Source organism: uncultured Photobacterium sp. (assembly GCF_947039875.1).
Classification (GTDB): Bacteria; Pseudomonadota; Gammaproteobacteria; order Enterobacterales; family Vibrionaceae; genus Photobacterium.
This window is the reverse complement of record NZ_CAMRAN010000045.1, coordinates 13639-32925: the sequence shown is the minus strand read 5'-3', so window position 1 is coordinate 32925 and position 19287 is coordinate 13639. Positions and strand designations below refer to the sequence as shown.

At 38.5% G+C, this 19287-nt stretch carries 16 protein-coding genes and 1 pseudogene; 14 read left to right on the top strand and 3 right to left on the bottom strand.

The annotated features are described in order from the left end of the window. Nucleotides 1-13: 13 nt before the first annotated feature. From Q0V26_RS14340 to tusE, 9 genes are all read left to right on the top strand, one after another. The gene (locus Q0V26_RS14340) at nt 14-349 is read left to right on the top strand and encodes a hypothetical protein (protein WP_297482898.1); all 336 of its coding nucleotides are present in this window, start codon (nt 14-16) and stop codon (nt 347-349) included. 841 nt (nt 350-1190) lie between these two features. Next, a complete protein-coding gene (gene gltS, locus Q0V26_RS14335) occupies nt 1191-2417 on the top strand; it encodes a sodium/glutamate symporter (protein ID WP_297482896.1) in 1227 nt (408 codons plus the stop codon). Between the two features lie 278 nt (nt 2418-2695). Continuing rightward, nucleotides 2696-3919 (top strand): OFA family MFS transporter, encoded by a 1224-nt coding sequence (locus Q0V26_RS14330; protein WP_297482894.1) that lies wholly within the window; start codon nt 2696-2698, stop codon nt 3917-3919. 199 nt (nt 3920-4118) lie between these two features. After that, nucleotides 4119-5150: an amino acid ABC transporter substrate-binding protein gene (locus Q0V26_RS14325; protein WP_297482892.1), complete on the top strand. Its 1032-nt coding sequence runs from the start codon at nt 4119-4121 to the stop codon at nt 5148-5150. 83 nt (nt 5151-5233) lie between these two features. Next, nucleotides 5234-6433: an amino acid ABC transporter permease gene (locus Q0V26_RS14320; protein WP_297482890.1), complete on the top strand. Its 1200-nt coding sequence runs from the start codon at nt 5234-5236 to the stop codon at nt 6431-6433. A 2-nt stretch (nt 6434-6435) separates the two neighbouring features. Further along, the gene (locus tag Q0V26_RS14315) at nt 6436-7533 is read left to right on the top strand and encodes an amino acid ABC transporter permease (protein ID WP_297482888.1); all 1098 of its coding nucleotides are present in this window, start codon (nt 6436-6438) and stop codon (nt 7531-7533) included. A gap of 13 nt (nt 7534-7546) precedes the next feature. After that, the gene (locus Q0V26_RS14310; protein ID WP_297482884.1) at nt 7547-8320 is read left to right on the top strand and encodes an amino acid ABC transporter ATP-binding protein; all 774 of its coding nucleotides are present in this window, start codon (nt 7547-7549) and stop codon (nt 8318-8320) included. A 227-nt stretch (nt 8321-8547) separates the two neighbouring features. Then, on the top strand, nt 8548-9216 hold the full coding sequence (locus Q0V26_RS14305; RefSeq protein ID WP_080157707.1) for a Bax inhibitor-1/YccA family protein: 669 nt from the start codon (nt 8548-8550) through the stop codon (nt 9214-9216). Between the two features lie 147 nt (nt 9217-9363). Further along, the gene (tusE, locus tag Q0V26_RS14300) at nt 9364-9693 is read left to right on the top strand and encodes a sulfurtransferase TusE (RefSeq protein WP_080157708.1); all 330 of its coding nucleotides are present in this window, start codon (nt 9364-9366) and stop codon (nt 9691-9693) included. 75 nt (nt 9694-9768) lie between these two features. Here the strand turns inward: tusE and yccX are convergent, their stop codons facing one another. After that, nucleotides 9769-10041, bottom strand: a complete 273-nt coding sequence (yccX, locus tag Q0V26_RS14295) for an acylphosphatase (RefSeq protein WP_297482879.1) — start codon at nt 10039-10041, stop codon at nt 9769-9771. 210 nt (nt 10042-10251) lie between these two features. On the opposite strand from yccX, the gene Q0V26_RS14290 reads away from it, so the two are divergent. The 5 genes from Q0V26_RS14290 to Q0V26_RS14270 all read left to right on the top strand — a co-directional run bounded on the left by Q0V26_RS14290 (nt 10252) and on the right by Q0V26_RS14270 (nt 17684). Beyond that, complete coding sequence (locus tag Q0V26_RS14290; protein WP_297482876.1) at nt 10252-11442, top strand: class I SAM-dependent methyltransferase; 1191 nt, start codon at nt 10252-10254, stop codon at nt 11440-11442. A 179-nt stretch (nt 11443-11621) separates the two neighbouring features. After that, the gene (locus Q0V26_RS14285) at nt 11622-12251 is read left to right on the top strand and encodes a DUF2057 domain-containing protein (RefSeq protein WP_297482874.1); all 630 of its coding nucleotides are present in this window, start codon (nt 11622-11624) and stop codon (nt 12249-12251) included. A 414-nt stretch (nt 12252-12665) separates the two neighbouring features. Further along, entirely contained in the window at nt 12666-15821 is a 3156-nt protein-coding gene (locus tag Q0V26_RS14280; RefSeq protein ID WP_297482871.1) for a glycosyl hydrolase family 18 protein, read from the top strand. A 509-nt stretch (nt 15822-16330) separates the two neighbouring features. Then, nucleotides 16331-16969, top strand: a complete 639-nt coding sequence (locus Q0V26_RS14275) for a murein L,D-transpeptidase catalytic domain family protein (RefSeq protein ID WP_297482869.1) — start codon at nt 16331-16333, stop codon at nt 16967-16969. A gap of 145 nt (nt 16970-17114) precedes the next feature. Continuing rightward, nucleotides 17115-17684: an isochorismatase family cysteine hydrolase gene (locus Q0V26_RS14270; RefSeq protein WP_297482865.1), complete on the top strand. Its 570-nt coding sequence runs from the start codon at nt 17115-17117 to the stop codon at nt 17682-17684. Here the strand turns inward: Q0V26_RS14270 and ald are convergent. Beyond that, a pseudogene (gene ald / locus Q0V26_RS14265) lies at nt 17660-18768 on the bottom strand (alanine dehydrogenase). The gene Q0V26_RS14270 and the pseudogene ald sit on opposite strands and share 25 nt — an antisense overlap. A gap of 198 nt (nt 18769-18966) precedes the next feature. Further along, complete coding sequence (locus Q0V26_RS14260) at nt 18967-19233, bottom strand: hypothetical protein (protein ID WP_297482863.1); 267 nt, start codon at nt 19231-19233, stop codon at nt 18967-18969. Nucleotides 19234-19287: the final 54 nt, after the last annotated feature.

The following is a 19287-nucleotide window of genomic DNA, read 5'->3' as shown; positions in this document are numbered from 1 at the left end:
GTAGGACGTCACAATGAGTTTTAGTGATCACTTAGATAACTTTATTAAGCAACGGGAACAATTTGGTCAACAACCAAATAGAATACAAAAACGCCATGCTTATGTTGTAGCAGATGCTACCGATCAGAGCAAAGCACGTGAAGCGATGGCAAAAGAGCAAGAACAAGCCACATTACGTGCAGAACAAGAAACGAAACAATATCACCAACGTATTCGTGGGCGCTGTGTGCTTCCAAGTGAAGCCCAACAAGAGCGTCAAAATGATACTCGCCCAGCCGATCCTGATCGCATTGCGTACATTCAACAACTGAAAAAAGATCTAAAGTTAAAAAAATACAGCGCTGAGTAGGTTTTTGCTAAAAGCCAATCAAATCTATATTTTCATATCTCATCACTACAATTTAGTGGTAGCGATATATTCGCGTCGTTACCATTAATATCCTACTCTCGCTAGTATCATAAACTACTTTTTTTCTTCTTCCTGGCGCAAGATTACGCATAAAAATAAGATACGACTATTATTCTCATATTGTGAGATAAGACTATATAAGCAATAGGTTATCTAATGCATAAATTATTTCGTTAGCTATCTATAAATAAGGAAAATATTCATTAATAAGAACGAAATTAGTTATATTTAATAACCCATGAAGGCCAAAACAGCCTCTCTTTATTATTTTGAACGATGTTTCATAAGTTTTTTTCTAGTTTTTATGCTTTTTTTTCAAAGGCCAAATAATAGAACTTTAGCCAACTTTGTATATTTCTCAGGTTATGAGAATTCTCCCTTTTTTTTTAATCACATTACCAACAACTAAATTTTCAATTTAACCTTTGTATTACAGCTATTAAATAAAAAGAATGCTATACCCTATAGTTTAAAAGTCACAATAATAAAATATAACACGTTGATTCTGAAAAATTAACCACATCTACAAAGCAAAAAAACGCCACCCAAAGCGCATTGATGAAAACAATAAATAACAAAACACAATAAGCTCTAACTTTTAACAATAAAACGCAATACTCTAACAATAAACCATATAAAAAAACGACTACTCAATAATATATAAATACCCAAGCACTCAAAATAGGCACTAGCTAACATAGTGTTATAACAATAGCAATATGGTAAGAATGTCTTTTTGGGGTTAAAATTAGCACTAAAGAAGTAAAAAAGAAGATTTTAAATGACAACACCAATTCATGTTAATGAGCTCGAATCCTTGCTTATTGCAATAATCGTACTTTTTCTTGGCTACTTTATTAATACGAAAGTCAAGATTTTAAGACAATATAATATTCCAGAGCCGATCGTCGGCGGGCTTGTCATTGCCTTTATTATTACATTTTTCCATTTTCAAGGTTATGACATTAATTTCAAATTAAGTATGCAAGACACGTTAATGCAAATGTTCTTTGCAACCGTTGGACTTGCCGCTAGCTATAAACTGCTAATAAAAGGTGGTTCACGTGTATTCCTATTCTTAGGTGTCGCAACAATATTTATCATCATTCAAGATGCTGTTGGCGTCGGTATGAGTAAAGCTTTAGGCTTAGATCCATTACTTGGTCTTATCGTTGGCTCTATCACTCTTTCTGGTGGTCACGGTACTGGCGCTGCTTGGTCTCAAACTTTTGCTACTGATTATGGTTTAAATACACTAGAGCTATCAATGGCCGCGGCAACGTTTGGTTTAATTATGGGTGGTATTATTGGTGGCCCAATTGCACAACGCTTGATCAATAAACATAAGTTAAAATCTGATTTTGGTGAAAGTGGTAATCACCATATTGAGCACCCAGATCTGATTACTTATAGTGATCGTGAAGAAGACCGTATTACCTCTAAAAACACTATCGAAGTTTTATTTATTTTATTGGTTTGTGTTGCTGGTGCTTCCCACTTTAAAGACTTTATAGATAGCTTTGGAATCAGTGCATTGCGCATTCCTGAATTTGTTTATGCGCTATTTATTGGTGTGTTTATTACCAATATATGTGAAGGCACTAAGTGCTATAAAATCAATAAAGAAACAGTCGATGCCCTTGGTACCATATCATTGTCACTGTTCTTAGCGATGGCACTGATGAGCTTGCACTTGTGGGAGCTGATGGATCTGGCAATGCCTATGTTGATTATTCTGGCAGTCCAAACGGTAGTACTAGGTTTATTTACCTATTTTGTTACTTTCCGTGTAATGGGCAGTAACTATGATGCAGCGGTTATTGCAGGTGGTCACTGTGGCTTCGGTATGGGTGCAACCCCTACTGCTGTAATGAATATGGGTTCGTTAGTTTCTCGTAATGGTCCATCGCCACAAGCTTTTATGGTTGTGCCAATTGTTGGTGCTTTCTTTATCGATATCACTAACCTTATTGTTCTTCAAGGTTACATCAGTTTCCTTGGTCACTAAATAGCATTGTTCATCATTAAAAAAAAGAGAAGATATTGTTTATCTTCTCTTTTTTTGTTCTATTCCATTTACTTATCTATACCTACCCCACCATTTTCATCATGTCCGTATTGCTGTTTTGTAACAAGGAATGTCTAAGTAATATCATATTTTTTTTATGTTGTTACACTCCGCGCTCTTTCTAAAATTTGACTTTCATCGTCATATTAAATCACTCGTCTATTGTTATGTAGAACCCTATTTTACAGCAACGCTAAACGTCAATTAATGAGCTTTCTATGAAAAAATTTGATCGCGCTATGCAAATATTGGTAGCAGGCTTTTGTATCAACTTATGTATGGGTATCCTTTATGCTTGGAGTGTTTTTAAAAAAGCGCTCGTGGTTGATTTAGGCTGGTCGAATGCGGATGCATCACTACCTTATACTATTGCTATTATTACTTTTGCTTTATCGCTATTAGTTGCTGGCATCCTTCAAGATCGCATGGGCCCTCGCCGTGTATTGATTCTAGGTACAATAATGGTCGGTTTAGGCATGATCATCTCAAGTTTTGCAACGACCCCAATGATGCTAGTACTTACGTTTGGTGTGATGACAGGCAGTGGTATTGGATTTGGTTACGCTTGCTTAAGCCCATCAGCAATGAAATGGTTCCATCCATCGAAAAAGGGCTTAGTTAATGGCCTTATTGCAGCAGGTTTTGGTCTGGCTGCAGTTTATCTAGCCCCACTAACATCTACACTTATTGCAAAGTATGGTATCAACACTAGCTTCCTTGTCTTAGGTATCGCGGTATTAGTTATCGCAGTACCACTCGCGTTTACCATCAATAATCCACCAGCCGATTATGTACCCGAAGTCCCTGCGGGTTATAAAGCAAAATCAGCAAAGCCTGTTGATATTAATTGGCGCGGTATGTTAAAAACGCCACAGTTTTATTCGTTATGGGTAATGTATGCATTTGCGTCTGCTGCTGGTTTAATGATTATTGGAAATATTACATCTATTGCTGCCACGCAAGCAAACATCACGGATGCCGCTTATTTAGTGGTGATCCTTGCTATCTTTAACTCAGGCGGTCGTGTCGCTGCAGGTATCTTGTCAGATAAAATTGGTGGCGTAAAAACACTGATGATCGCTTTTGTTATGCAGGGCATCAATATGGTGATGTTCGCTACATTTAACTCTGAGTTTACGCTAATTATTGGTGCGGCAGTCGCGGGGGTTGGTTACGGCACATTACTGGCAGTATTCCCATCGATTATTGCTGATTTCTACGGTCTGAAAAACTATGGTGCTAACTATGGCGTGCTTTATACTGCATGGGGCGTGAGTGGCTTTATCGGTCCTGTTGTTGCAGCATTTGCTGTCGATACCACTGGTACTTATACATTGGCTTACACTGTATGTTCAGCCATGATTGCTGTTGCCGTTATATTGTCAGTTATCACTAAAAAAGTCGATGCCAAAGCGCTAGAGAAAAAACTCACAACAGCATAAGTCAATATGTAATTTGAAGGTAAAGCCCAGCCTTATGCTGGGCTTTGTCGTTTTTATTTCAAACCAATTACCCGCAAAACTAGCCCTTTGTACATATTTTCCTATACTTGTAATTGTTGGTGTATTGTTAATGATTTATCAATAATTAAGTTACTACGACATGTTGATTTAACTATTGACCAAACTAAGGAAGGTACTAATGGCTAAAAAAATAACCGGCGTATTAGCGGTACTTACTGTATCTGCTACTCTCTTCGCAGTTAATGTAAACGCCGCCGACAGCACTCTTGATAAAGTAAAAAAACAAGGTTATGTCCAATGTGGTGTTAGTGCTGGCCTACCCGGATTTTCAAACCCGAATGCTAAAGGTCAATGGGAAGGTCTTGATGTTGAGTTCTGTCAAGCTGTTGCCGCAGCCACACTAGGCGATAAAACCAAAGTTAAATATATACCGTTAACCGCTAAAGAACGTTTTACCGCCTTACAATCAGGTGAAATTGATATTTTGTCGCGTAATACAACCTGGACACTGCACCGTGATACCTCTCTTGGGCTTAACTTTACTGGCGTCAACTACTACGATGGCCAAGGTTTCATGGTCAAAAAGGACATGGGCATAAAGAGTGCGAAAGAACTTGATGGTGCTGCGGTTTGTGTGCAGTCAGGTACCACTACCGAGCTTAATTTAGCTGATTACTTCCGTGTAAATGGCATGAAATATAAACCTGTTGTTTTTGACACCGCCCCTCAAACATCAAAAGGTTTTGACTCTGGACGTTGTGATGTACTTACCACCGACCAATCTGGCTTATATGCCCTACGCTTAAACCTTAAAGATCCAACATCAGCCATCATTCTACCTGAAATAATTTCAAAAGAGCCCCTTGGCCCAGTTGTTCGTCAAGGTGATGACCAATGGTTCAATATTGTGCGTTGGACATTATTTACTATGATCAATGCTGAAGAATTTGATGTTACTTCTGCCAACGTTGACCAACTGAAAAAAGACTCAAAAGATCCTAACATTCGTCGTCTAATTGGTCTTGATGGCCCGAAAGGTAAAGGTTTGGGGTTAAATGATGATTGGGGTTTCCAGATCATTAAACAAGTAGGCAACTATGATGAAAGCTTCCAACGTACTGTCGGTTTAGGATCACCACTTAAAATTAAACGTGGATTAAATGCATTGTGGAGCAATGGTGGTATCCAATATGCACCGCCTATCCGTTAATAACCGTCTCTTTTAAGTTCGTATATGAAAAAGGGAGTCGTTATGGCTCCCTCTGTCCATCTCAATGGATATGAGGATATTGTATGGCATTTCTAACGCATACTAATAAGTCGCAAACGAAATCTCGCACTAAAAATTTAATTTATAACCCGACTTTTCGCGCTATTATCTTTCAAGTCATCGCTATCATTGCACTGATTTTTTTCTTTTATAGTGTCGTCAATAACGCCTTAACCAACCTTGAAACTCGAGGAATTGCCACTGGCTTTGATTTTCTTGATCAAGAAGCAGGATTTGGAATTGGGCTGACTCTTATCGATTATGATGAAACCTTCAGTTATGGTCGTACTTTTTTTGTCGGTCTACTCAACACCGCATTAATTGCGGTTCTCGGGATTATATTAGCCACGATATTAGGATTTATCATAGGCATCGCACGCTTATCACCTAATTGGTTAGTCCGTCATTTTGCAGCTTTTTATATCGAAATTTTTCGTAATATTCCATTATTACTACAAATCTTCTTTTGGTACTTTGCTGTTTTACAAGTTCTGCCATCCCCAAGACAAAGTCTACAATTTGGCGAGAGTATTTTCCTTAATGTACGTGGGTTATCTGTCCCTAGCCCTATTTTCGAACAAGGCTCTGGTATTATTTTTATCGTTTTCTTTATTGCTCTACTCATCGCGATGAGTTATCACTATTACGCTAAGAAAAAACAACAAGATACAGGTAAACAATCCCCCGTACTTCTCGTTAATTTCACGGTTATTATTTTATTGCCATTATTAACGTTCTTTATAAGTGGTAAACCGATTAGTATCGATTATCCCGCTCTCAAAGGATTTAATTTCAGTGGCGGAATTACCGTGTTACCCGAACTTGCCGCACTTTTACTGGCACTGAGTATTTATACCGCTGCTTTCATTGCTGAAATTGTACGATCAGGGATTAATGCGGTTAACCATGGCCAAACAGAAGCTGCTGAAGCCTTAGGTTTAACCCGTAATAGAACCCTGCGTTTAATTGTGATTCCACAAGCGATGCGGATTATTATTCCGCCCCTTACTAGTCAATATTTAAACCTAACTAAAAACTCCTCGCTGGCGATGGCAATTGGTTATCCCGATCTGGTCTCGGTCTTTGCTGGTACCACCTTAAATCAAACAGGACAAGCGATTGAAATCATCGCAATGACAATGGCGGTTTATTTAAGCTTGAGTTTAATTACATCACTGCTAATGAATATCTATAACAAGAAAATGGCTTTGGTTGAGAGGTAAGTATGAATAAACATCAATTTCTACCCAATTTACCCCCACCAACAAATACAGTGGGTATTATTGGATGGTTACGGCAACATCTATTCTCTTCTGCCTTCAATACAATAATCACTTTACTTTTAGGCTATTTTGCCATTATTGGTTTATGGGGGATCATTGATTGGGCATTAATTAATGCCAATTGGCAAGGCGACTCACGTGATGCTTGTACCCTTACCGGCGCATGTTGGACTTTTATTAAAGTACGATTTGATCAATTCATGTTTGGCTTCTACCCCAGTACTGAATTATGGCGACCTAAATTATTTTATGTCACATTGGCTGTTTTCATTACCTTATTAGCCTATGAAAAGACCCCCTATCGCGGTTGGATTTGGCTTTTCTTCGTTAATATCTATCCCTTTATTGTCGGTTTTCTTTTATATGGTGGGGTTGCGGGGCTACCCATCATTGAAACGCACTTATGGGGTGGCTTACTAATCACCTTAGTTATTGCCATTGTTGGCATTGTGGTATCGTTACCCATCGGTATTGTATTAGCGCTTGGGCGACGTTCAGAAATGCCGATCATTCGAAGTATTTGTACCGTCTATATTGAAATTTGGCGTGGCGTACCATTAATCACAGTATTATTTATGGCATCAGTGATGTTGCCATTGTTTTTAAGTTCAGAATTAGAAACCAATAAACTAATTAGAGCTTTAATTGGCGTAGTCATGTTCAGTGCGGCTTATATGGCAGAAGTAATTCGAGGCGGTTTGCAAGCGATACCTAAAGGTCAATATGAAGCGGCAGATGCGTTAGGGTTAAGTTACTGGCGTAAAACGTATCTTATTGTGTTACCCCAAGCTTTAAAAATCACTATTCCATCAATTGTAAATACCTTTATTGGCTTATTTAAAGACACCAGTTTGGTACTTATTATTGGTATGTTTGATGTATTAGGGATAGGACAAGCCGCCACCAGCGATCCTGAATGGTTAGGTTTTGCTACTGAAAGCTACGTTTTTGTCGCTTTCGTCTTCTGGATTTTTTGTTTTAGTATGTCTAGATACAGTATCTATCTAGAAAATAAATTACATACTGGGCATCAACATTAGCAAGGATTGCATAATGACAAAGACCAATAACACCTCAATCACATCAGGTAATACGCAGTGGGTTATCGAACTTACGGATGTAAATAAATGGTATGGTCAATTTCATGTACTTAAAAATATTAATTTAAAAGTCCGTAAAGGAGAAAAGATCGTCATTTGTGGCCCTTCAGGATCAGGGAAATCAACCATGATCCGATGCATTAATTATTTAGAAGAACATCAGCAAGGTAAAATTTCTGTTGCAGGGCAAGACATTACTGGAGATTTGAAAAATATTGAGTTAATTCGTAAAGAAGTCGGCATGTGTTTTCAGCATTTTAATTTATTCCCACATCTAACCGTACTAGAAAACTGCACCTTAGCCCCTATTTGGGTAAAAAAAATGCCAAAGAAAGAAGCTAATGCATTGGCTATGCAATATTTAGAGCGCGTTAAAATTCCAGATCAAGCCCATAAATATCCCGGTCAACTATCAGGAGGACAACAACAACGCGTCGCTATCGCCCGTTCGTTATGTATGAATCCACAAGTCATGTTATTTGATGAACCAACGTCTGCGCTTGATCCAGAAATGGTACGGGAAGTATTGGATGTTATGGTTGAACTGGCGAATGAAGGCATGACAATGCTATGCGTTACTCATGAGATGGGGTTTGCGCGCCAAGTCGCTGATCGGGTTATCTTTATGGATCAAGGTGAAATCATTGAAGAAAACAATCCCCATGACTTTTTTAATAATCCAAAATCCGATCGAACTCAACTTTTTTTGCAGCAAATATTGCACTAATGGCTGAAACTGCCACCATTAAAGTAAGCCTTATTGAGGTAACACTTAGTTACAACTTAACGATACATGAAAATTAATGAACAAAGTATTTTAATGTTCAATCACTTATAATATGCTTGATGGCAGACAAATCAATATAAAGCTTGAGTTTACGCTTGCAATTCGTATTGTTTAGCCTCATATATAGCTTTAATAGAATTAACATAACTACCCTAAGGGGAACACTTATGAACGAACGTATGGTCAATCGTGACAATGGTTACGAAGGCGTGCTGTCAACCAATAAGGTTTTACGTAACACTTATTTCTTACTATCGCTGACGTTATTGTTCTCTGCTGTTGTAGCTGGCATAGCAATGGTTATGAATGTTCCACCTGTACATTGGATCATTCTTCTTGTTGGTTTCTACGGCTTAATTTTCTTAACTGAACGTAACCGTGATAGCAGCCTTGGTCTAGTATTTGTATTCGCATTGACAGGTTTTATGGGCTATACCCTTGGCCCAATTTTAAATATGTATGTGGGTGCAGGTATGGGGCATGTTGTTATGACTGCGCTCGGTGGTACCGCACTGACATTCTTTGCTTGTTCAGCTTACGCATTAACAACGAAACGTGATTTATCATTCCTTAACGGTATGCTAATGGCGGGTTTCATTGCGATTATCGTTGCTGTTGTAGCAAACATCTTCTTAAAGATGCCAATGCTATCACTCGCAATTAGCGGTATGTTTGTATTGTTCTCATCAGCGGCGATTCTATTGACTACACAGTCAATCGTGCGTGGTGGCGAAACAAACTATATCTCAGCAACGGTTACATTATACGTTTCTATCTACAACCTATTCTTAAGCTTGCTTCAGATTCTAGGTGTAGTAAATAGCAGCGATAATTAATCACAGTGATGAACTTACGATAATCCACTTATCGTAACGAATAACGAACTAAAAAAAGCCTGCATTTAATGCGGGCTTTTTGTTTTTTACTTGCAGGCAGACAAGTGAATCACTATTCTTGCTGCGTTAGAAATAGAGAGGTCTACTATGCTTGAATTTAATGGTGTACAAATCGATACCGATGCCCAAGGTTATCTAAAAAATGTGGATGATTGGTCGGAAGATCTTGTCGCACAACTTGCCGCAGAAGAAGATATTGAATTATCAGAAGCCCATTGGGAAGTGATTCGCTTTGTTCGTGAGTTTTACCTTGAATTTAATACCTCACCCGCTGTTCGTATGCTGGTAAAAGCCATGTCTAAACAATATGGTGAAGAAAAGGGTAGCTCGCGTTACCTCTATCGCTTATTTCCTAAAGGACCAGCAAAGCAAGCAACAAAATTAGCAGGGTTACCTAAACCTGTTAAATGTATCTAAATAACAATACAGCAAACCAAACATAACTGGCGATATTTTCCTATATGTTTGGTTTGGTTATTATAATAATTACCTCTAATTCATCTTAAATCCATCTAAGTGCTGCCACACTAAAGTCTCTGTTGTAAGCCACTCAACCGTTGCTGTTTTAGGACCATGCTGTAGCCATTGAATAAGTTTATCAATATTCTCTTGTTCACCACAGGCTAAAACTTCAACACTACCATCGGCCAAATTTCTTGCATATCCCGTTAAATCAAGCATCAAACCTTGGTGAGCAGTATGAAATCGAAAACCAACCCCTTGTACATGCCCTATAACCTGCGTTTTTATACAACACCGCGTCATAACAATTACTCTTCTTTTATACTGATCTTAATTCTATTTTAGCGGTATTATTACAAGATTTTGATGGTTGCTAAGCAAAAAACAATGATGTTACAAGGTTTATTTAGTATGCAATCGCAGGTTTATATACCAACTTAGGCTTTTTCATTTGATTTTACTTAGCCAGCACAACATAATACGCCCCCACTCGAATTCCATACTGGGCATGTCATGACTGCTTCTATTTATTTGGTAAAAGGCCGTGAAAAATCACTACGCCGTCGCCACCCTTGGGTTTTTTCTCGCGGTATTGATCGCATTGAAGGAAAACCAGAATTAGGCGAAACCGTTGATGTTTACGATAATAAAGGCGAATGGCTAGCACGTGGTGCGTATTCTCCGCAGTCACAAATTCGCATTCGCGTATGGACATTCAACAAAAATGAAGCCATTGACGTTAACTTCTTTGTTAACCGCCTAAATGCAGCACAAAGTCTACGTGATGTCTTAGCCGCTCGCGATGGCCTTACAGGCTACCGTTTAATTGCCGCTGAATCTGATGGCCTTCCTGGTATCACTATCGACCGCTACCAAGATTACTTAGTGTGCCAACTATTGAGTGCAGGTGCAGAAGCACAACGTGAAGTACTTATTGAAGCGTTAAAGCAATGTTACCCAAGCTGTAATATTTACGAACGTTCAGATGTTTCTGTTCGTAAAAAAGAAGGCTTAAAACAACGCACTGGCGTTCTGCATGGTGAAGAGCCACCTAAATTTGTCACTATCGAAGAAAATGGCGTTAAAATTAACGTTGATATCGTTGGTGGCCACAAAACAGGCTTCTACCTTGATCAACGTGATAGTCGCGAAGCATCTGTTAAATACGTTAACGGTAAGCGCGTATTAAACTGCTTCTGCTATACTGGCGGTTTTGGCTTGTACGCACTAAAAGGCGGCGCAAGTGAAGTAGTTAACGTTGATGTTTCTCAACCAGCACTTGATACTGCGCTACTTAATGTAGAAGTTAACGGTTACCCCGTTGAAAATGCACAGTTTGTGAATGCTGATGTATTTAAATTACTACGTGAGTACCGTGAACGTGGCGAGCTGTTTGATGTTGTTATTATGGACCCACCTAAATTTGCCGAGTCTAAATCTCAGCTAGTTGGTGCTTGTCGTGGTTACAAAGACATCAATATGTTAGCAATGCAAATCCTAAAACCAGGCGGTATGCTATTAACTTACTCTTGCTCTGGTTTAATGGATAATGGTTTATTCCAAAAAATCATTGCAGATGCAGCACTTGATGCGCATCGTGACGTACAATTTATTGAACGTTTCAGCCAAGCGGCTGATCACCCTCTAGACAGTGCCTACCCTGAAGGTTTCTACCTTAAAGGTTTTGCATGTTACGTAAAATAATGCACAATTTAGCATAGAGATACCATAAACCCAGTCGACACTGGGTTTTTTTATGCCAACAAAATCATTATTAAATATTAATTTCGACGGTTATTTGTCAACATCGTAAAGATCAGAATACAATAACGGCACTTTACCTAATTCATATTATTCATTATTCGTACTCAAAAGGAATCGACATGAAACTACGTACAGCCCTCCTCTCTTTAGCTGCGTGTAGCATCAGCTTTTCATCATTTGCAGATGTTACACTTAACCTACCTCAATCGGCTCAACTGGTTCTCGTCAATGGTGTTAATGCGGAAGGCAATGCACCTCAAACATTAAATAATGGTAGTAATCAAATCGCTTTTCGCTATGATAAAAATTACCGTGAAAACGGCGATACCCACTTATTTCGTTCAGAAGTCGTGGTAATGACATTCTCTGGTAATGACGCAGCATATACATTGCAACTACCCAATATTTCAAGTGCTTACCAAGCACAGAAATTCAATAATCAACCAACAATGTCTTTGCTTTCTGCTGATGGAAGCGACATTCCATTTAAACACGATGTATTAATTAAAAATGGCTTTCAAATTAGCCGCGACTTCCCACAAGAAATTGCAAAATATAATTTAAGTAAAGGTCCAGCAGCATTAGCATCGGTTGTTACCGCAACTGAAATACAGCGAATGCAACCTGTCGCCCCTGCAACAAAAGACGCTAAGATCGATCAAGAATATGTCACTAAGATGTTGAATTACTGGTATAATAAAGCAGACTCTACAACTAAACAAAGTTTCAAAACAAGCATTAATAAGTAACATTTTGCTACTTAATAATCAGTCTTTTCTTACTCAGTAAAGATTAATTATTTATCTTTTCCTTCCCTTATTTTTCATCTCTATGGTCAAAAATAAGGGAAGTGAATATAAAGGTTTCTTATTAAGATACATCCCTCATTTTATTTTCCACCTTTACTCCCTTTCATTTAATGCTCAGTACATCAACATAGCCTTATTAGCATTAATGTACTGCTCAATAAAGTGCGCTTAATTCAACAAACAAATAAACCTTTACATAGTGATAACATTTTTTCGCGACTTCGTATGAAGATACCGACATTTATTGATGCAAATAACCAGACTGCACTTATAGTTTTTTTATGACACGTAAAAAGTAAATAAACACAGATTTATTACTAGTGTTATTTCAATAATTAAACAAAAGGATTACATATGAACCGTGGGAAACATGGAATAGCAAGAAAAGGACTTTTTACGCTAAGTACCCTTAGCTTGTCCTGCTTATTCGCATTTAATGCCCAAGCAGCCATTGATTGTACGAATATAGCGGAATGGGAAAGCAGTAAAGTTTATAACGGAGGGGATAAAGTACAGCAAAATAAAACCGCTTATAAGGCTAATTATTGGACACAAAATAACAGCCCTGCAACTCACAGCGGCCAATACAGTAATTGGTTAACGCTTGATACCTGCCTTGGTACTCCACCTCCAATCGATAATATTGCCCCAACCGCTGACATTACCTCACCAACTGCAGCCACAGAAATTACAACAGGTGATGAGATTACTATCAGTGTTAATGCCGATGATAATGACGGCACAATAACCAAAATTGAATTCAGTGTTGATGGTAAAATTATTGGTACTGACACCCAAGCACCTTATAGTTTGACTTGGAAAGCTACCGCAGGCGAGCATACATTAACCGCCATTGCTTATGATAATGACGATGCTATTAGTAATAAGGCCATGGTTATTATCACCGTTAACGATAGTAATCCTGAAAACCAAGCTCCGACAATCAGTATCACAACATCAGCCACCACCGTTGAGCTCGGTGATGTGATTACAATCACAGCAGATGCCATCGACAGTGATGGTCAAGTTGATAAAGTTGATTTCTTTGCTAATGGTACATTAGTTGGCACCACAGCTACCGCTCCTTACAGTTTTGCTTATACCACAACCCAAGCTGGTACAACCCGTCTTTATGCTCGTGCAACTGATGATTTAGGTAAAACAACCAATTCTACTGCCACAGCGATTACAGTTAATGGTGGTGATACGGCGAAAAACTGTCGTCCTGATGGGCTCTACCAAACTGAAGGTATTACTGTCCCGTACTGCACAATTTATGATCAAGATGGCCGTGAAAAAATGGGCGTCGATCATCCCCGTCGTGTTATTGGCTACTTCACAAGTTGGCGTGCAGGTGATGATCCGCAAAGTAGCTATCTCGTCAATGATATTCCATGGGAGCAATTAACGCATATTAACTACGCTTTTGTCAGTATTGGTGCTGATGGCAAAGTCAATATTGGTGATGTTAACGACCCAAATAACCCAGCGGTAGGTCAGCAATGGCCAGATGTAGAGGTTGATCCAGCCTTAGGTTTCAAAGGACATTTTGGTGCACTTGCAACAGCTAAAGAAAAATATGATGTTAAAACATTAATTTCCATTGGTGGTTGGGCTGAAACGGGGGGTCACTTCGATACTGAAGGTAAACGTGTCGCTGATGGTGGTTTCTATACCATGACCACTAATGCAGATGGCAGTATCAATCATGACGCCATTGAAAAATTTGCAAACTCAGCAGTAGACATGATGAAGAAATACAAGTTTGACGGACTTGATATTGACTATGAATACCCAACCTCAATGGCAGGTGCCGGTAATCCAGACGATAAAGCCTTTTCTGAATCACGTCGCCCATACCTCATGCGTTCTTATCATGAATTGATGCGTGTATTGCGCGCTAAAGTCGATGCGGCAAGTGCTGCTGATGGCGTGCATTATATGTTAACCATCGCAGCACCATCATCTGCATATCTATTACGTGGTATGGAAACGATGGCTATTACTCAATACCTCGATTATGTCAACATAATGTCTTATGACCTACATGGTGCATGGAATGATCATGTTGGACATAACGCAGCACTGTATGACACAGGTAAAGATTCAGAACTTGCAGCATGGAATGTATATGGTACAGAAGCTTATGGTGGCATAGGGTATCTTAACACCGATTGGGCTTACCATTACTTCCGTGGTTCAATGCCAGCAGGACGTATTAATATTGGTGTGCCTTATTATACGCGTGGTTGGCAAGGGGTAACCGGAGGTGAAAATGGTTTATGGGGTAAAGCGGCCCTGCCTAACCAATCTGAATGTGCTGCGGGTACTGGCGAAGGAGAGAAAAACAACTGTGGTAACGGTGCTGTCGGTATCGATAACATGTGGCATGATAAAAACGCATTAGGTCAAGAGATGGGCGCGGGCTCAAACCCAATGTGGCATGCGATGAACTTAGCCAATGGTATCTATGGTTCATATACTGCGGCATATGGTCTTGATCCGATTAATGACCCACAAGATAAATTTGTGGGAAGCTATCAGCGTCACTTTGATAACATCGCAGTTTCACCTTGGCTATGGAATGCGGATAAAAAAGTCTTCTTATCTACTGAAGATAAAGAATCTATCAATATTAAAGCCGACTACATTATAGATAAAGAAATTGGCGGCGTCATGTTCTGGGAATTAGCAGGAGATTACAACTGCTATCAATTTGATGCTAATGGTAATCGCGCCGGTATCGATGTATCAGAACAGTCCTGTCAAACAGGCAACGGTGAATACCACATGGGTAACACCATGACCAAAGCCATTTACGATAAATTTAAATCAGCAGCACCTTATGGTAATACTATTGCTGTCGCGGCAATTCCAACAGAAGCCGTTGATATCAGCGTAGCAATTTCTGGCTTTAAGGTTGGTGATCAAAATTACCCCATTAATCCGAAAATCACGTTCACTAACAATACTGGCATTGATATTCCCGGAGGCACTGAATTCCAGTTTGATATACCAGTATCTGCACCTGACAACGCAAAAGATCAATCCGGTGGTGGCTTAAAAGTCATTTCATCGGGCCATAGCCGTAGCGATAATATCGGTGGTTTAGATGGTGTTATGCACCGCGTCGCTTTCTCACTACCGGCATGGAAAGCACTTCCTGCTGGTGGCGAGTATGAACTAGACATGGTGTACTATCTACCAATTACAGGTCCAGCTAATTATGCTGTCATTATTAATAGCAAAGAATATGCCTTTAAATTTGAGCAACCTAACCTACCTCTTGGTGATTTAAATACGGGCGGTGGCGGTGGCGAAGGTGGTGATTGTTCGACTAATGGTATCAATACCTACCCTAATTGGCCGCAAACTGACTGGCAAGGCAATCCTAGCCACGCAGGTTCAGGCGATCAAATCATTTACAACAACGTGATCTATAAAGCGAACTGGTATACCTCATCAATACCTGGAAGTGATGGTAGTTGGAGTAAAGTTTGTAATATTTAATCTATAAAACAGCACCGATATTATTAACAGTATCGGTGCTGTTCTTTATATTGGACAATATAAATAGATATTATTTCTTTTTCTTCATCTTATGTTCATGTTTATTTGTTTCCATTTTATTTATTGGCTAAATAATGTTGATTAATACATCGCTAACATTATTATTTATAATATATTTTAAATATTTACAACCAAGAAACAGAAGAAAAAATAACCAATATAATCATAAGCTTACATTTAATGCGCATCATGGAAACAAGCTTTTTTTAGCTTTAGATTAATCTAACTTCCTTTGCTTAATTAAATGATGTTCATATCAGTAAGCCATTGTTATCAATAAATAAACAACTAACCATCTTAACAACTATCATAGTTTAAACATTAAAATCTTTCTTTACCCTACCATTTAAATCTTCTTTTTTAATTCTTATTTATGATAAAGTATCTGCTCGCTTAATTGCTAACCAACTTTGTAACTTTGCAACTTGTTTAAGAATAGAACGAATTAAATGAAAAAAGTTATTTACCTATTTCTATTAATGGTATGTCTATTACCATTAAATGCGTCTGCGCGCGTTCTTCATACTGAGCGTAAGAATGCAGATATTGTCGCTAATTATGTCTACCAAAAAGCTAATTTAAGAGGCAAAATTGATTACAACGTGTTTAAAAAAGCATTTATTGCTTATAATAAAACTCGTGGAAAAAAGAAATCATTATTAACCATTATTGATTACAGTAAGCCTTCTACCCAAAAAAGATTTTATGTCATTGATTTAAAATCGAATAAATTGCTTTACCGTACTTATGTCTCACACGGTGAAAACAGTGGACGTTTAATGGCTGACAATTTTTCTAACCGTGTTGATTCACATAAAACATCACTAGGTACCTTTCTAACTGAAGGGACTTACCAAGGCGGTAATGGTTATTCCTTAAAGCTAAATGGATTAACCCGTGGTGAAAATGATAATGCATTAAAACGCTATATTGTTATTCACGGTGCTAAGTATGTTTCTGAATCATTTATAAGACGTAACGGTTATCTTGGCCGTAGCTGGGGCTGCCCTGCTATACCAACATATTTGAGCAAAAAAATTATTGATACCATTAAAGGTGGTAGTGTGATTTTCGCATACGCTAAATAATTTAATGCCTCGATTTGAACAAAAAGCTTTTAGTTGCAAGACTAGAGGCTTTTTTTATATCTAAGATTTCACCACATTTAATTTCGGCATTTAATCGTATGCTTATTAATACGACTCTATAAAATATTGCGCCAAAGGAACCAGTATGAACAAAGCATTAGTTATCATTGACTTCATTAATGACATCGTTGATAAGAATGGTAAAATCCCCAGCTGTGCTGCACAAGTTAGTGCCAATCATGTCATTAATAATGCAAATATTGCCATTCAATGGGCAAGAAAAAATAACCTGCCTTGTATCTTTGTCAAAGTCGGCTTTCAATCTAGCTACCTTGAATTACCCCATCAATCTCCGATGTTTGGTAAAGCCCAACAATATCATGCATTAGAATTGGGGCAATGGGGAACAGAGTTTCACCCAGATCTTCTGGTAACTGAACACGATATGGTGATCACAAAATCAAGAGTCAACCCTTTCTATAACACGGCTCTTGATAGCGTCTTGCGGGCTAATGTGATCACTGATGTTTACTTTTGTGGTGTCAGCACTTGTTGGGCAATTCAATCTGCCGTCAGAGATGCCCATGATCGTGATTATTGTGCCCATATAATTAGCGATGCATGTACGTCAGCGACAGAACAAGAACATCAACGCTCTTTGGCTATGCTGTCAAGAATTGCCACGTTACATCAAGCAAAAACACTTGATATGTAAGGATAACCTAACGCTTGAGCTACACTATAGTTAGTTACTTGCCCCTGATAAATATTTAAGCCATTGAGTAAATGTTTATTTGTTGCCAGTGCTGTTTTATAACCCAAATCAGCCAATTGTAAAATATAAGGTAAGGTCGCATTATTAAGGGCAAATGTTGATGTTCTTGCTACAGCGCCGGGCATATTAGCAACACAATAGTGCACAACATCATCAACAATATAAGTAGGATTATCATGAGTGGTTGGATAAGATGTTTCAATACATCCGCCTTGATCTATCGCAACATCAACAATTGCAGATCCAGCTTTCATGCGGCGTATCATATCTTTTGTAACTAATTTTGGTGCTTGTGCTCCCGCAACAAGCACACACCCAATCACAAGATCTGCGGCAAGAACATGTTTTTCAATAGCGTCATTGGTTGAATAAATACAAGTTACTGCACCAGAAAAAAGACGATCAAGCTGACGTAATACTTCGATATTTCGATCAATAATAACCACATTAGCACGGCAACCAACAGCCATCTGTGCTGCATTCATTCCAACAACACCTCCCCCAAGGATCACTACATTTGCAGGAGTAACACCAGGTACGCCAGCTAATAAAATACCTCGACCACCTCGTGATTTTTCAAGCGCAAAGGCACCTGCTTGTAATGACATTCTGCCTGCCACTTCTGACATTGGCGCTAATAACGGTAATTGACCATTATCATCAGTTACTGTTTCATAGGCAATGCATATTGCTCCACTATTGATTAAGTCTTGTGTCTGTTCTTTATCTGGTGCCAAATGAAGATACGTAAATAATATTTGCCCTTTACGTAACACATCCGCTCTGATGGCTGTGGTTCTTTGACCTTAACGATCATGTCGGCTTGTTCAAACACCGCTTGTGCTGAATTTACAATTTGTGCACCTGCCGCTATATAATCCTCGTCACTGCATCCAATACCCACACCAGCAAGCGTTTCAACATAAACAGTATGTCCATGTAATACCGCTTCTTTTACCGAGGCTGGCACCATACCAACACGATATTCATGAACTTTAATTTCTTTAGGAATTCCAATTTTCATTATTATTTCCTGCCTATATGCACTAGTCATATATAGACAATAGTCAACAATAATAGATATTTCTCACTGTTTTTCAATCCTATATCAATGATTATCACTAGTTATTGATAGAAATATAAAATAATAATTCACAAAAAACAGGCATAAAAAACCGCGATAAAAATCACGGTTCTTGAAATCACTCATTACAGATATGGATTAGATATCATCTTCCCAAGGCATATCAGGCAAAGCAACTAAATTTTCACGGTAACGTTTTAAATCAAATTTACCGTCATTTTTCATTACATCAAAGACTTCGATAGATAATACACAAGCAATCATCTGTACCGCTTCATCACGTGCTGTACCTGTCATCATTAAACGCATTAATGTTTCTTTAACCACTAATGGATTGCCGTCAGCCAGTTGATTTTCAACCGTTTCAACTAGCATATCACCCGTCATGATTTCTTCGTTTTCCATCATAAACCTATTTGAGTTATTTCAGTCGTGCATAATCTAACATAGCGCATTGTT

Bases quoted from the DNA above. Each gene is read 5' to 3' on its own strand.
- Q0V26_RS14340 (WP_297482898.1), top strand. From the start codon at position 14: ATGAGTTTTAGTGATCACTTAGATAACTTTATTAAGCAACGGGAACAA.
- gltS (WP_297482896.1), top strand. From the start codon at position 1,191: ATGACAACACCAATTCATGTTAATGAGCTCGAATCCTTGCTTATTGCA.
- Q0V26_RS14330 (WP_297482894.1), top strand. From the start codon at position 2,696: ATGAAAAAATTTGATCGCGCTATGCAAATATTGGTAGCAGGCTTTTGT.
- Q0V26_RS14325 (WP_297482892.1), top strand. From the start codon at position 4,119: ATGGCTAAAAAAATAACCGGCGTATTAGCGGTACTTACTGTATCTGCT.
- Q0V26_RS14320 (WP_297482890.1), top strand. From the start codon at position 5,234: ATGGCATTTCTAACGCATACTAATAAGTCGCAAACGAAATCTCGCACT.
- Q0V26_RS14315 (WP_297482888.1), top strand. From the start codon at position 6,436: ATGAATAAACATCAATTTCTACCCAATTTACCCCCACCAACAAATACA.
- Q0V26_RS14310 (WP_297482884.1), top strand. From the start codon at position 7,547: ATGACAAAGACCAATAACACCTCAATCACATCAGGTAATACGCAGTGG.
- Q0V26_RS14305 (WP_080157707.1), top strand. From the start codon at position 8,548: ATGAACGAACGTATGGTCAATCGTGACAATGGTTACGAAGGCGTGCTG.
- tusE (WP_080157708.1), top strand. From the start codon at position 9,364: ATGCTTGAATTTAATGGTGTACAAATCGATACCGATGCCCAAGGTTAT.
- yccX (WP_297482879.1), bottom strand. From the start codon at position 10,041: ATGACGCGGTGTTGTATAAAAACGCAGGTTATAGGGCATGTACAAGGG.
- Q0V26_RS14290 (WP_297482876.1), top strand. From the start codon at position 10,252: ATGACTGCTTCTATTTATTTGGTAAAAGGCCGTGAAAAATCACTACGC.
- Q0V26_RS14285 (WP_297482874.1), top strand. From the start codon at position 11,622: ATGAAACTACGTACAGCCCTCCTCTCTTTAGCTGCGTGTAGCATCAGC.
- Q0V26_RS14280 (WP_297482871.1), top strand. From the start codon at position 12,666: ATGAACCGTGGGAAACATGGAATAGCAAGAAAAGGACTTTTTACGCTA.
- Q0V26_RS14275 (WP_297482869.1), top strand. From the start codon at position 16,331: ATGAAAAAAGTTATTTACCTATTTCTATTAATGGTATGTCTATTACCA.
- Q0V26_RS14270 (WP_297482865.1), top strand. From the start codon at position 17,115: ATGAACAAAGCATTAGTTATCATTGACTTCATTAATGACATCGTTGAT.
- Q0V26_RS14260 (WP_297482863.1), bottom strand. From the start codon at position 19,233: ATGGAAAACGAAGAAATCATGACGGGTGATATGCTAGTTGAAACGGTT.